11 protein-coding genes and 2 tRNA genes are annotated in these 13,661 nt (G+C 72.0%); 9 read left to right on the top strand and 4 right to left on the bottom strand.

The features are described from left to right. Nucleotides 1-6: 6 nt before the first annotated feature. The 5 genes from ACWD38_RS10195 to ACWD38_RS10175 all read left to right on the top strand — a co-directional run bounded on the left by ACWD38_RS10195 (nt 7) and on the right by ACWD38_RS10175 (nt 3,768). The gene (locus ACWD38_RS10195; protein WP_184483799.1) at nt 7-711 is read left to right on the top strand and encodes a dienelactone hydrolase family protein; all 705 of its coding nucleotides are present in this window, start codon (nt 7-9) and stop codon (nt 709-711) included. A gap of 129 nt (nt 712-840) precedes the next feature. Then, nucleotides 841-2,829: an acetoacetate--CoA ligase gene (locus tag ACWD38_RS10190; RefSeq protein ID WP_450123878.1), complete on the top strand. Its 1,989-nt coding sequence runs from the start codon at nt 841-843 to the stop codon at nt 2,827-2,829. Nucleotides 2,830-2,907: 78 nt separating this feature from the next. Then, a tRNA-Ser gene (locus tag ACWD38_RS10185) sits at nt 2,908-2,997 on the top strand. Nucleotides 2,998-3,036: 39 nt separating this feature from the next. Beyond that, nucleotides 3,037-3,109, top strand: a tRNA-Arg gene (locus ACWD38_RS10180). A 236-nt stretch (nt 3,110-3,345) separates the two neighbouring features. Next, nucleotides 3,346-3,768, top strand: coding sequence for a hypothetical protein (locus ACWD38_RS10175; protein ID WP_450123877.1), 423 nt, complete (start codon nt 3,346-3,348; stop codon nt 3,766-3,768). A gap of 103 nt (nt 3,769-3,871) precedes the next feature. Here ACWD38_RS10175 and ACWD38_RS10170 read toward each other — a convergent pair whose 3' ends face one another. Next, on the bottom strand, nt 3,872-4,240 hold the full coding sequence (locus ACWD38_RS10170; RefSeq protein ID WP_184483805.1) for a group I truncated hemoglobin: 369 nt from the start codon (nt 4,238-4,240) through the stop codon (nt 3,872-3,874). Nucleotides 4,241-4,707: 467 nt separating this feature from the next. Between ACWD38_RS10170 and ACWD38_RS10165 the strand changes: the two genes are divergently transcribed. Both ACWD38_RS10165 and ACWD38_RS10160 read left to right on the top strand, forming a co-directional pair. Next, nucleotides 4,708-6,012, top strand: coding sequence for a hypothetical protein (locus ACWD38_RS10165; RefSeq protein ID WP_450123876.1), 1,305 nt, complete (start codon nt 4,708-4,710; stop codon nt 6,010-6,012). A gap of 278 nt (nt 6,013-6,290) precedes the next feature. Beyond that, nucleotides 6,291-7,262, top strand: a complete 972-nt coding sequence (locus ACWD38_RS10160; protein ID WP_343071621.1) for an LGFP repeat-containing protein — start codon at nt 6,291-6,293, stop codon at nt 7,260-7,262. Between the two features lie 53 nt (nt 7,263-7,315). On the opposite strand, the gene ACWD38_RS10155 is transcribed toward ACWD38_RS10160, so the two are convergent. From ACWD38_RS10155 to ACWD38_RS10145, 3 genes are all read right to left on the bottom strand, one after another. Further along, nucleotides 7,316-8,176 carry an alpha/beta hydrolase gene (locus ACWD38_RS10155; RefSeq protein WP_184483809.1) on the bottom strand — a complete coding sequence of 287 codons (861 nt, stop codon included), beginning with the start codon at nt 8,174-8,176 and terminating at the stop codon, nt 7,316-7,318. Between the two features lie 216 nt (nt 8,177-8,392). Beyond that, the gene (locus ACWD38_RS10150) at nt 8,393-8,752 is read right to left on the bottom strand and encodes a hypothetical protein (RefSeq protein ID WP_184483811.1); all 360 of its coding nucleotides are present in this window, start codon (nt 8,750-8,752) and stop codon (nt 8,393-8,395) included. Further along, nucleotides 8,749-8,973 (bottom strand): zinc finger protein, encoded by a 225-nt coding sequence (locus tag ACWD38_RS10145; RefSeq protein WP_184483813.1) that lies wholly within the window; start codon nt 8,971-8,973, stop codon nt 8,749-8,751. Before ACWD38_RS10145 ends, ACWD38_RS10150 begins: the two co-directional genes overlap by 4 nt. A gap of 248 nt (nt 8,974-9,221) precedes the next feature. Here ACWD38_RS10145 and ACWD38_RS10140 point away from each other — a divergent pair, with 248 nt between their 5' ends. Together ACWD38_RS10140 and ACWD38_RS10135 are read left to right on the top strand one after the other, a co-directional pair. After that, nucleotides 9,222-10,049, top strand: coding sequence for a helix-turn-helix domain-containing protein (locus ACWD38_RS10140; protein ID WP_184483815.1), 828 nt, complete (start codon nt 9,222-9,224; stop codon nt 10,047-10,049). Nucleotides 10,050-10,155: 106 nt separating this feature from the next. Beyond that, nucleotides 10,156-13,437, top strand: a complete 3,282-nt coding sequence (locus ACWD38_RS10135; RefSeq protein ID WP_450123875.1) for an arabinosyltransferase domain-containing protein — start codon at nt 10,156-10,158, stop codon at nt 13,435-13,437. Nucleotides 13,438-13,661 lie beyond the last annotated feature (224 nt).

The raw sequence follows: 13,661 nt of genomic DNA, 5'->3' as shown, positions 1-13,661 counted from the left end.
AACGACATGACCGAAACCCGGACCGAGACGCTCGCGCTCACGGACGGCACCGAGCTCCGGCTGACCGTCGCCGAGCCGGAGAACGTCGTGCGCGGCGGGCTGGTGGTGCTGCACGAGGCGCGCGGCGTCACCGACCGGGTGCGCACCCTGGTCGGCGCCCTCGCCGACGAGGGCTGGCTGACCGTGGCGCCGCACCTGTACCACCGCGAGGGCACCGACGAGTTCTCCGACGACCACGCCGAGGAACAAGTGCTCGACCAGGTGCAACGACTATCGGGCGAGTCGATCCTGGCCGATTCCGACGCCTCCTTCGTGTGGCTGACCGACCAGGGCGTGCCCGGCGACCGCCAAGGCGTGATCGGCTTCGACATCGGCGGCTCGGCCGCGCTGGTGGTGGCGGCGAGCCGGAGCCTGGGCGCCGCGGTGACCGTGGCGGGCGGCGGCATCCTGAGCCCGCTGTCCGACGGCCTGCCCCCGCTGGTGGAGATCGCCGGGGAGCTGGCCGGACCGTGGCTGGGCATCTACGGCGCCGCCGACTCCCGCATCCCGTCGGACGAGGTGAACAAGCTGCGCGACGCCGCGGCGACGGCCCGTGTGGCGACCGACGTGGTGCACTTCAGCAGCGGCGAGCACCGCTTCGACACCGATCTGGACGCGGCGGTGGAGGCCTGGCAGCGGGCGCGCAACTGGTTCGACACGCACCTCCGCTGAGCCGCGGCAGGACCCGAGTTGCACACAGGCTGTGGATAAGTTGTCCACAGCCTGTGTGCAACCTGTTTGCGGTGCGCACGGAGGGTGCACTATGGCGTCGAGGCGGTGTCGTGAGTTAGGAAGCTAGTCATGACCTCGAGCACCCACACCGGCCAGCCGCCCGAACTCCTGTGGAACCCCGCTCCGGAGCACGTGGCGGGCACCCGCATCGCCGAGTTCGGCGAGTGGCTGCGCACCGAGCGCGGCCACGACCTGCCCGACTACCGGGCGCTGTGGAACTGGTCGGTCTCGGACCTGACGGGCTTCTGGGGAGCCCTCGCGGACTTCTTCGACGTCGCCTTCCACGACCGGCCCGATCAGGTGCTCGAAGCCGAGGTCATGCCCGGAGCGCGGTGGTTCCCGGGTGCGACGCTGAACTACGCGGAGCACGCGCTGCGCGGTGGTCCCGGCAAGGCCGACGACGACGTCGCGGTGGTCTTCGCCAGGGAGGACGGGCACGGCTCGGAGCTCACCTTCGGCGAGCTGCGCTCCCGCGTCGCCGCGATGCGCGCGGCGTTCGCGGAGCTCGGCGTGCGCCGCGGGGACCGGGTGGCGGCGCTGGCGCCGAACTGCCCGGAGACGCTGATCGCCTTCCTCGCCGCCGCCAGCCTCGGCGCCACCTGGTCGTCGTGCTCGCCGGACTTCGGCGTGCGCGCGGTCGCCGACCGCTTCGTGCAGATCGAGCCGACGGTGTTCGTGGCCGTCGACGGCTACGTCTACGGCGGCCGCACCTTCGACATCAGGTCCACTGTGGACGAACTGCGCGGGGAGCTGCCCGGCTTGGCGGGGACCGTGCTCGTCGACTACGTCGGAGCGGGCGAGCTCGCCGGGACGCACGACTGGTCGGCGCTGCTGGAACGCCACCGCGGCGCCGAGCTCGCCTTCGACCCGGTGCCGTTCGACCACCCGCTGTGGGTGCTGTACTCCTCCGGCACCACCGGCCTGCCGAAGGGCATCGTGCACGGCCACGGCGGCATGGTCCTCGAGCAGTTCAAGATGATCGGCCTGCACGCCGACCTCGGCCCCGGCGACACGTTCTTCTGGTTCACCACCACCGGCTGGATGATGTGGAACTTCCTGCTCGGCGGTCTGCTCACCGGCACCCGGCTGCTGCTGTTCGACGGCAGCCCCGGGCACCCCTCGCTGGACGCGCTGTGGGAACTGGCCGCGCGCCACCGGGTCACCTACTTCGGCACCTCCGCGCCGTTCATCCAGAGCTGCCTGAAGAAGGAGCTGCGGCCCGGCGACGCCCACGACCTGAGCGCGCTGCGCACCGTCGGCTCGACCGGTTCGCCGCTGAGCACCGACGGATTCCGCTGGATCGCCGACGCCGTGGGCGCCGACGTGCAGATCGCCAGCGTGTCCGGCGGCACCGACCTGTGCACCGCCATCGTCGGCGCCGCGCCGACCGTGCCGGTGTGGCTCGGTGAGATCTCCTGCCCGATGCTCGGCGCCTCGGTGCGGTCCTACTCGGAGGACGGCGCCGAACTGCGCGGCGAGGTCGGCGAACTGGTCCTCACAAAGCCGATGCCGACGATGCCGGTGTTCTTCTGGAACGACCCCGACGGCTCGCGCCTGCACGAGGCGTACTTCGACACCTATCCCGGGATCTGGCGCCACGGCGACTGGATCGAGGTCACCGACCGCGGCACCCTGGTGATCCACGGCCGCAGCGACTCGACGCTCAACCGCGGCGGCATCCGGATGGGAACCGCCGAGTTCTACCGCGTGGTGGAGGCGTTCGACGAGGTCGCGGATTCGCTCGTCATCGACACCTCGGGCGCGACGGGCGAAGGCGAACTGCTCTGCTTCCTGGTCCTCGCCGCAGGAGCCCGGCTGGAGGACGTGGAACCGGAGCTGAAGAAGCGGCTGCGCGAGCAGCTCTCACCGCGGCACGTGCCGAACCGGTTCCTGCCGATCGACGAGATCCCGCAGACGCTCAACGGCAAGAAGCTGGAGGTTCCGGTGAAGAAGATCCTCGCCGGTGCCGACCCGGAGCGCGCCGTCAGCCGCGACGCGCTGCGCAATCCGGCGGCGCTGAACCCGTTCGTGCAGCTCGCGAAGGGTTCGCAGGACTGACGGAGATCAAACCCCACCCCCTTTGTTGAGGCGCTGAAGGGCCGTGTAGTCTTTCCGCAGTGGCCAAGAGGACTACCGGGAGGCTTCGCCTAGTCTGGTCTATGGCGCCGCACTGCTAATGCGGTTGGGGGTCACGCCCCCTCCCGGGTTCAAATCCCGGAGCCTCCGCAGGGGTTCCCGCCCAGGCGGGGATCCACAACTGAACAAGCGCCCGTAGCTCAACGGATAGAGCATCTGACTACGGATCAGAAGGTTAGGGGTTCGAATCCCTTCGGGCGCACGTCTGGTCGAGACAGCAGAAACCCCCTACTTAGTCGCAGGGGGTTTCTTGCTTTCCGGGTTCGGTGGAATCACCGCCCGGGACTCCCGGATTCCCGCCGCGCCACCTTTGGCCGATCGGCTCGAACTCACGGGCCGAAGAGCCGAAGCGACCGTCCGCCGACTCCCCTTAGTTTCATGATCGACCGAGCACCGACGCCGCGGCGTCGGGTCGATCACGCGAAGCGAGGAGTGCACATGCGGTTCAGCACCAGGAAGATCTTGTTCTCCGGTATCGCGGCCGGTGCCGCGGTGGTGGCGCTCGGCGGTGCCGCCGCCGCCTCGGGCCACCAGGCCGCGGACGCGCCCCCCGTCGCCCCGGGGCACGAGGGCGAAGGCGAGTACACCGCCGGGAACTACTGGTTGCAGGTGCGCGAGCTCACCGCCGACGGCGAGGGTTTCGGCACCGCCGTCGCGCCCGGCACCACGTACTACTCCAAGACCCTGCACGGGTCGGATTCCTGGAAGCCGACCGTCCTGAAGTTCTCCGTCGGCGAGGCCCCGGAAGCGCCGACCGTGTTCAGCTACCCGATTCCCGCCGAGGGCCTGGGCGTCTCCTGCGTCGCCTCCGGCACCGAGGCCGCGCCGCAGGTGCGGTGCGAGACGACCGACGCCCGCTGATCGGCGCCCGCTGATCGGCGGCCACCTTGGCCGAACCGCCCGCCGGGGGGTGCGGGCGGCTCGGCAGGGGTGGACGCGTGCGGCTGGCCGGTGCCCTGGTGGATCACGCCGCCGAGGTCGACGGGGTGACGATGTCCGCGGAGAGCGGGGCGACGACGGCCAGGATCGCGTCCACAGTGGCCGGTTCGACGCCCGCCGCGGCCAACGATGCGGACAGGTGCTCGACGACCAGGTCGAAGTGCGGCTGCCGGATGCCGCGGCCCTGGTGGACCTGCTTCATCGGGGCGCCCCGGTACGGCTCGGGGCCGCCGAGCGCGGCGGCGAAGAACTCCACCTGCCTGCCCCGCAGCCGGGACATGTTGGTGCCGGTGAAGAAACCGGCGAGCTCCGGGTCGGCGAGGACCTTCTCGTAGAACGCGGCGACGACCTGCTCCAGCGCCGGGGTGCCACCGATCTCGTCGTAGATGCTCATGGGCGGTGTCCTTCCTGGGGTGGGGTTCCAGCTCACCCCCACCGCTTTGCCGGCCTGTGCTGCCGCTGTGAACGGGTCGCTACGTTGCGCTCACCCTCGCTATCGAGCGCGGTGAGGACGGCGCGCGATTCCGGTGCCCCGTGGGGCCTGGTTCGTTCCGGGCCGGTTGCAGCGCTGTTCGACGGAACGAGCAGCCGGGCGGCGCGCGGCTCGAACACGGACGGTTGCGACGGAAAGTTGATCGCGCACCGTAGTTCTCAGAGCCGCCATCAGGCCCGGAATCCGGGACGAACTTCCCGTTACCAGCGAAGATCTCGATCACTCCGAGTAACATCAAGATCGTTACTGTTCGGCCGGAAAAGTCCGAAACATGTTGCGATAGGAAACTCGGACTCAAAACGGTAACAGGCTGCAACCTTTCGAACCCCGCCGGCGATCAAGGGGTGACGACTCGAAAGGGGTCAGGAGTGACCGTCACCAAATTCGCCGGAGCCGCCCTCAGCGCCGCGGCCCTGTGCGTCCTGTGCGTGCTGCCCGGCGCCGCGCACGCGCAGCCGATCAGCGAGCTCATCAGCGGGTCCGCCACCACGACCCGCGGCGCCGCGACGACCGCGGAGGGCACCGCGCCGGACGGCCTCCTCCGCAACGCGGTGGAGGGGTCGAGCGAGCAGCCGGCCAGTGCCGCGCCCGAGCCCAGCGGCGCACCCACCACGAGCGCGCCCGCCACCGAGGAGCGGGACGCGCCCGGCGAAGGCGCCATCGACGAGCGCTACTCCGCGCTGCCCCGCGAAGTGAAGGACGCCATCGGCAACCCGCTCGGCGACGAAGAGGTCGAGAGCGACTCGCTGCGGTGGCGGGAGTACGAGCACGCCCGCTTCTACTGGACGCCGGACACCGACACCCGCATCGTGTTCGGCGGCATCCTCGACCGGTTCGTCGCGCTCGGCGGCCACGACGTCATCGGCGTGCCCACCACCGACGAGACCGTCGACGACGGCGGCGCCCGCTACAACGAGTTCATCAGCCTCGACGGGACGGAGACCGCTTCGGCGATCTACTTCACCGGCGAGACCGGCGCGCACCACCTGAGCGGGCCGATCTTGGAGAAGTGGACCGAGCTGGGCGCGGGCGACGCCCTCGGCTACCCCACCAGCGACACCGCGGCAACGCCGGACGGGCTCGGCGCGTACAACCACTTCTCCCGCAGCGGCGGCGCGTCCATCTACCTGACCAGGGACAACGAGACGCACGTCGTGCAGGGCGCGATCCGCGACAAGTGGGCCGCGTCGGGCTGGGAGGCGGGCCCGCTGGGGTACCCGACCACCGACGAGCTCACCGCCGCCGACGACCGCGGCAAGTACGCCCGGTTCGACGGTGACGGCGAGTTCGCCGCCGGGATCGTGTGGAGCCCGGAGACCGGCGCGCACTCCGTGCGGGGCGCGATCGGCGACCGCTACATCGAGTTCAGCGGGCCGAACGGGCTGCTCGGCTACCCGACCACCGATGAGCTGTCCACTCCGGACGGACGTGGCCGGTACGCGCACTTCACCGGAACCGGCGGGGCTTCCGTCTACTGGTCGCCGCAGACCGGCGCCGTCGAGGTCTACGGCGGGATCCGCGCCCGCTGGGCCGAACTCGGCTGGGAGCGGTCCTACCTCGGCTACCCGGTGCGGGGCGAGCACGACGTGACCTGGGGCCGCAGCACCGAGTTCGAACTCGGCCACATCGACTGGCACCGCGCCACCGGGAAGGTCTTCGACTTCCCGAAGTGAGCCGAGTTCTGCGCTGTGCGGCCCGGTAATCGGGCCGCGACGAGCTGAGGTGCGCCTGACGGAGTGGGGTCCGTCAGGCGCACCTCTTCCTTTCTGCCACGTCGGGTCGCCGCACCGCGCGGCTTTCACGAGATCGGCCGTGGCGGCGTTCGAGTGCGATGTCCCCGGCGGGTACGGCCGAACCGGTGAACGTCGCCGTCCCCGGCAACCGGCGGACGCCGCCGGGCGTGTTCCACATCGACAGAATTCCTTGTGGGGCAACAGAAAAGGGGATCGTCGTGAAGACCACTCGCTGGGGAATCATGCTCGCCGCGGCCGTCGTGCCGATCGCGCTCGCCGGTCCGGCCACCGCCGCCGCGGCGCCGGCTCCCGCCGGGCAGGCCGAGCAGCAGGCGTTCACCCCGATCGAGGACCGCTACTGGAACGACGCGGCGCTGCGCGGACTGCTGGGCGACCCCGTCGATTCGCAGAAGACCGACGGGGACACCACCTACCAGCAGTTCCAGTACGGCTGGCTGTTCCACACCGGCGCCACCGGCGTCACCGAGATCCACGGCGACATCGCGGCCCGCTACAACGCGGTCGGCGGCTACGGCGTGCTGGGCGCCGCCGAGTTCGACGAACGGAGCACGCCCGGCGGAGAGGGCCGCTACAACCACTTCGCGGGCAGCGACGCCACCGGCCGCGCCTCGATCTACTGGACGCCGGCGACCGGGGCGCAGGGCGTGTGGGGCCCGGTGCGGACGTTCTGGGAGTCGAAGGGCTGGGAGATCGGCTACCTCGGCTTCCCGACGAAGACGACCTCCGTCACCGCCGACGGGGCCGGGGCCTACAACCACTTCGACGGGCGCGACGACGCCGGCGCCTCGGTCTACTGGTCCGAGTCGACCGGGGCGCACTCGGTGCAGGGCGAGATCCGCAACGCCTGGGCCGCGCAGGGCTGGGAGACGGGTGCGCTCGGCTACCCGACGACCGACGAGCTCGCGGTCGCCGACGGCAGCGGTCGCTACAACGAATTCGCGGGCCAGGACGAGGAACCCGGCGCGGCCTACTGGTCCTGGGAGTCCGGGGCGCACTGGCTGACCGGGCCGATCCTGGAGCGCTGGGACCAGCTCGACCGCCAGGCCGGCTACCTCGGCTACCCCACGGAGAACCCGCACGCCGTCGACGGCGGCACGCAGGTCGACTTCCAGCACGGCTACGTCGTGCTGGACGAGGCCACCGGCGGGGTCTCCGACTCGCCGTGGTGATCCGGCGCTGACGAGCCGGGCCGTCCTCGCGGGCGGCCCGGCTCCGCGCTGCTTCAGCCGAGCTCGGCGGCGAGTTCTCCGAGCAGGTCGGCGAATTCCGCCGGACGGCAGAAGTACCCGGCGTGGCTGGAATCGATCGACCGCACGTCGAACCGCTGCGCGGGCGCCCACGCGTCGGCTTCGGCGATCATGCGGTCCTGCTCGGCGGGCAGGATCGACTCGTCCGCGGTGAACCGCACGAAGGTGCGCGGCACCCGGCCCCAGCGAGCGGCGGTGGCGAACCGGGGTTCCGCGCCGATGCGGAAGTTCACGTCCGGCTCCATGACGTCGATCAACGCCCGGAACTCGTCGTCGGTGCCGTCGGCCATGATCGCGGCCTTCGCCGCGCGCACCAGCTCCGGATCCGAGCTGCGCAGGTTGATCCGGCCCACGCCGAGCCGGGCCGGATCGCCGACCGCCGGCCACGGGATCCGGTCGAACAGGTTGCCCTCGCGCTCCGGCCAAGCCGTGTACTCGCCGATGGAGTCCGAGGCGACGGCGCACCACGCGGACAGGTACACCAGCCGGTCGACGAGCTCCGGGACCCGTTCGGCGACCGCGGTGATCGGGACACCGCCCGCGCTGGTCCCGGCGAGCAGCACCGGGCCGTGCTCGGCGACGCGGCGGACCAGCGCCTCCACGTGGTCGGCGTAGTCGTCGACGCCGACGCCCGCCAGCGCGGAGGGGGCGGTGGCGAACTCGTCGAGGTCCTGCGGGGCCTGGTAGAAGCCGGGCGGGTGGTGAGCGTTCGACCCGTGGCCGGGCAGGTCCGGCGCCAGGCTGCGGTGACCGCGCAACGCCAGTTCGCGCTGCAGCGGGCCCCAGATCGCGGCTGTGCTGGCCGCACCGTGGATCAGGACGATCGTGGCTGACATGGAAACCTCGTTCTCCGCCGCGGAAACAACCGCGCGACGAGTGGTGGGGACGCCGAAGGCGCCGGTCTCGGGCGGAGACCGGCGAGCGCTCGTGCCGAACCGCGGGCGCGGAGTTCGCGCCGAGGCCACCGGGGGTCCCCGTCTTCGGGAGCACCGTCTTCGGGAGCACCGGGCCGAGGTCGGCGAGCGGGCTGCTACGTCAGCTGATCACGTCGTTCAGATTACGGCGCCGTGCAAGCGAATATCCGCGCGCGGCGACGGGCCGCTCGGGACGACGGGACGCCGCTCGTGGTGGGCGCGCAGCGCGAGCAGCGTCGCCAACCGGTGGCAGGCCCACTCCTCGGTGCGCAGCCGGTGCTTGCCCACGTGCTCCGGCTCGTCGACCGGCCAGGCGATCTCCTCGTCCGGCACGACGTCGATCGCCGCCGCGGCCGTCGGGGGCGGCGGCGCGGTGCGGAGCCGGTCCACGGTGACCGTCCCCGGCCCCGCGTGCGCGTGCTCGCCCGTCCCGCCGCGCAGCGGGAGCAGCAGCGCCGGCGCGATCAGCAGCGCCGCGACGACGAGCGCCGCGATCACGCCTGCTCCCGCGCGTCGCGCAGCGCCTTGGCCCGGACCAGGCAGTCCGAGCAGGTCTCGGCGAACCAGTCGCAGTCGGTGGGTTCGGTGACCGTCAGCCGCAGCCCGCACAACGCCTCGCGCGCCTGCCCCGGGTAGGGGCGCTGCTCCGGGGACAAGGCGTGCCGCTCGCCCTGCGCCGGACGCCAGTACGCGACCGGGCCGGCTGACCTGATGAACACCGCGAACCTCCTCGTTCGTCGCCGCGGACGGCGGTGCGCGGCGCGGAACCACCGGGAGGAATCCGGGGCATTCCGGTCCGCCGCGTCGTTCGCGCACCACGATCGACATCCGAAACGAAACCGTGTACCTGAACGATAAAGAGAGTTCATTCCACAAGGAACTACCCATTCGGATGATCTTGATTGCCTTCGGGTCCCGGCACTGGAAGAACTGGTGGTGATCACACAATTCGCTCGAAAGGCCACCGATGAGCATCACCGGCCCGCCCGTCGCCCGGCTGCAGCTGGGCCGGCTTCTGCGGGACATGCGCGAGAGCTGCGGAAAGACCCAGGAACAGGCCGCGATCGCACTGGAATGCACCAAACCGAAAATCAGCAAGATCGAGACGGGCAAGGCCACCATCGGACCGGGAGATGTCCGGCTGCTCATCGACTGCTACGGGGTGGCGGGCGACTCCGCGGACACCGTTGTGCAACTCGCCCGCCAAGCGCGGAAACGGAATCACATTCGCGTTCCCGATTGGGCGCAGCGATTCATCGCGATGGAAAGCATCGCCGCCACGATCTCGACGTACGAGTCGGAACTCGTGCCCGCGCTGTTCCGCACCCCCGAGTACGCGAAGGCCGTCGGGCTCGCCACCGACCCGCGCCGCGACGCCGACGAGCTCGAACGGCTCGTCACCATCAACGCCGACCGCCAATCGGTGCTCAGCAAGGACGAACCGCCGGTGCTCACCTCCGTGCTCAACGAAGCCGTGCTGCGCCGCCAGGTCGGCGGCTGCGCCGTGATGCACAAGCAGCTCGCCCACCTGCGCGACCTCACCGAGCGGCCGAACATCACGGTGCAGGTGCTGCCGTTCGGCACCGGCGCGCACGCCGCGATGGGCACCACCTTCCACCTGCTGCGCTTCGAGCAGCCCACCCCCGGCTCGCTGGTCTACATCGAGAACCTGGTCAACGCCGACTACCTCGACGGGCCCGCCCAGACCGACTGGTACGACACCGCGTTCACCCGGCTCCGCGCGGCGGCGCTGAGCCCCGGCGACACCGCCACCTTCCTCGACGAATCGCTCTGACCGCCGGCGGGAAGACCGGCTCCCCCGGCGGCAACCGGAGCCGGGCCTGACGCGTGCGCAAGAATGATCCCGCGGCGACGGGGAAGATCTTCTTGAGGACGGTGTCGTGGAGCCCAGCAGCCCGATCCGCTCGGACGGAACACCCGGGGAAAGACCGGGGGCGCCGCCGAGCCGTCCGCTCGACGCGCTGCCCGCCCCCGCGGCACGCCGCGCCCGGTGGATCGCGCACGTGGTGGCGCTGCTGCTCGGCGCGGCCGGCCTGAGCTGCGCGCTCGCGCTGCCGTTCGCCCCGGTGTGGGCCGACCGCAGCGAGGTGAGCTGGCCCGCCGCCGACGAACCCGCCGTGTCCACCACCGCCCTGCTCGCCCCGTACCGGCCCGCCCAGTTCACCGCGAACGTCCCGTGCCCCGTGCTGCGGTCCGCGCTGGACCGGCCGGATCCGACGATGGTGCTCGCGACGGTGCCGCCGGGAAGCGACCGCGACGGCCTGCTGCTGAGCGCCGAAGGCGGCACCCCGAAGCTGATCATGGGCGAGCGCGCCGTGGCGCTGCCGCCGCTGCCCGCCGACTGCGACCTCACCGTCCGCGCCGACGCCCAGCGCTCCACGATCACCGTCGGGACGCTGCCGCCGATCGCGCTGCCCGGCGTGCCCGCGCCGGAGATCTTCACGTTCAGCACCGGGCTGCCACCGGAGCAGGCCGCGGAGCTGTCGGTCACGGCCCGCACCTACACCTGGTTCGAGACGGCCCCGACGTCGCTGAAGCTGTCCTTGACCGGGTTCGCGATCGTGCTGGCCGCCGCGTCGTTGCTGCTGCTCATCGCGCACACCCCGCCGACGTGGGCGGGAATCCGGCGAGCAGCCCTCCGTCGCATCCGCTTCGACCTCTCGCTATTACTCCTGATTGATGCCGCTGTCGCCGTGGTGCTGGCGTTGTGGCTGGTCATCGGGCCGATCAGCGACGACGACGGCTTCGCGATGCTGACCATCCGCAACCACGCCGCGACCGGCGACATCGGCAACTTCTACCGCTGGTTCAACGCCTCGGAGGCGCCGTTCACGCTGGTGCAGCACCTGATGCGCTGGGTCTCGGAGTACAGCCTGGCCCCGGCGTGGCTGCGGGTGCCGAGCGTCGTCGCCGGAATGCTCACCTGGCTGGTGCTCAGCCACGGCATCGTCGCCCCGCTGTGCCGGGGCGTCCGGCGGGCCGGGGTGCACCTGCTGACCGCGGTGTTCTTCCTCGCCTGCTGGCTGCCGTTCGACCTCGGCATCCGGCCGGAGGCGTTCGTCGCGCTCGGCACCGCCGCCGTTCTCGCGCTGCTGCTGCGCGCCACCGCTCCCGGCGTGCGGGCTCCGTTCGGCCACCTCGGCGGGGCCGCGCTGCTGGCGGGGCTCACCGTCGCGGTCACGCCCACCGGGATCGCGGCGGTGCTGATCGTGCTGATGTTCGCGCCGCGGATCTGGCGGCTCCTGTTGCTGCCGGGCGAGCTGCCGCGCTGGATGGCGGTGCCGACGCGCGCCGTGCTGCTGTGCTGCCTCGGGTCGGTCGGCGTGGTCGCGATGTTCGCGGACTCCACCTGGACCGGCTTCGCGCGGGCCACCGCGATCCACAACGAGTTCGGGCCGAACCTCGGCTGGTACGAGGAGATCGAGCGCTACTCGTCGCTGCTGGGGACCAGCACGTGGGGCACCGCGAGCAAGCGGCTCGCGGTGCTGCTCGTGCTCGCCGCCGTGCTGCTGGCCGCGGCCGGGGTGCTGCGGCGGCTGCACCGCGCGGTGCGGATGCCGGAGCTGCCGCTGCTGATCGGCGCGGTGCTGGCGGTGTTCGCGACGCTGTGGCTGACGCCGTCGAAGTGGACGCACCACTTCGGCGCGCTCGCCGGGGTCGCGCCCGCGCTGCTGGCGGCGACGGTGGTGCTGCTGGCCCGGGTCGGTTCGTTGCCCAACGCCCGCCGGGAGGCCCGGCAGCTCGGCGTCGCCGGTGCGGTGGCCGGTGCCGGGGCGGCTGCGCTGGCGTTCCAGGGACCGAACTCGTGGTGGCAGTACTCGGACTTCGGCGTGCCGTGGTCGGACACGGCGACCCGTCCGCTGGACCTGCCGCTGGACGGTCCGCTGCCGTGGCTGCTGGCGGCGGTGCTGGTCGGCGTCGTCGCGTTCGGGCTGGTGCGGCTGCGGGCGCTGGCGGGGGCGTGGACGCTGCCCGCGACGGCGCTGTTCACGACGTCGGCGCTGGTGATGGTCGCGGTGCTGATCGGCTCGTTCCTGCAGGCTCCCGCGCACGCGGGCGCGTTCTCCGTCGGGCGCTCCAGCTGGGACAGCGTGCGGGCGCGCAGCTGCGGCATCGAGAACGAGGTGGAGACGCTGCCGCTGGCCGAGGACGGCACGCTCGCCCTCACCGCGGGACCGCTGGACGACACCGAGCAGGACGCGCCGGACGAGACGCGCCGCGAACCCGCCGGTTTCGTCGCCAACCAGGGCCGTCCCGGCCGGCCCCCGCAGGAACCGCTGCTGCGCCGCCCGCCGGACGAGCTCGCGCTGCGCCCCACCGGCGCCGAGGCCGAGCCCACCGACGCGAGCCCGCTGATGTGGGACAGCCTCGCCGACGGCCCGCGCACCACCGGCGAGGTCACCACCGGCTGGTTCGAGCTGCCCGCGCTGCGCTCCGGCCAGGAGCTGTCGGTGTGGGTCGCCGGGCGCCCCGAGCAGGGCAACGACCTGCGCGTGGAGTTCGGCCAGAACACCGCGGGCCCCGAAGCCGCCGATCAGGTGCGCGCGCTGGGTTCCCGCGAGCTGCGCGATCCGCCGCCGCGCCAGCTCCCGTTCGACGACCCGCGGATGGGCCGCGCCGCCGACTGGCGCGACTTCCGCCCCTGGCGGCTGATCACCGTCGACGCCGCCGACCTGCCCGCGGGCGCGGACCGGGTGCGGCTGCGCGCCACCGACGCCACCACCGACGAGCAGGGCTGGCTGGCGTTCGGCGGGCCCGCCGTGCGCGACGTGGTGCCGCTGCGCGACGTGCTCGACGGCGGTGTTCCGGCGCTGGTCGACTGGCCGATCAGCTTCCTGTTCCCCTGCTACGTGGACTACCCGCGCGTCTCGCACGGCACCGCCGACAGCCCCGGCCTGCTCATCACCCCGCCCGGCGGGGAGGGCTCGATGGCGTTCGACCCGTCCTACGGCGGCGTGTTCACCGGAGTTCCCACCCAATCCCGCAGGTGGGAGACGCCGAGCAGGCTGCGCGGCGATCCCGGCTTCACCTGGGGCCACGTGCTGTCGGTGAGCTACGACCTGGACCGCGACGTCTACGACCGGACGACCCGCCGAGTGCGCCAAGGCGGCGCGGACGGCGACGGCGAGTACCCGTTCGAGGAGGGGAACCTGCATCCGTGACCGCGCCCGCCGCACCCGCCGATCCGGTGACGCGCCGAGCCGCCGCAAGCCCGTGATCACCGCGTTCGCCGGGCCGACGCATAACGATCACACGATCTCGGTGCGAAAGTCCCCGCGGATGCGCAAAACTGGCCACGCCGGGCACCTGCGGCGTTCCGCGCCCGGAAGGCCCGCGACGGGTCCCCGGCGGCCGGGCAACCGATCAGCCGCGCTCGGCGTCCACG

It is taken from the genome of Saccharopolyspora sp. NPDC002578, assembly GCF_053592695.1.
Note: the sequence above shows the minus strand (reverse complement) of the source record. Positions and strands in the feature narration are given on the sequence as shown.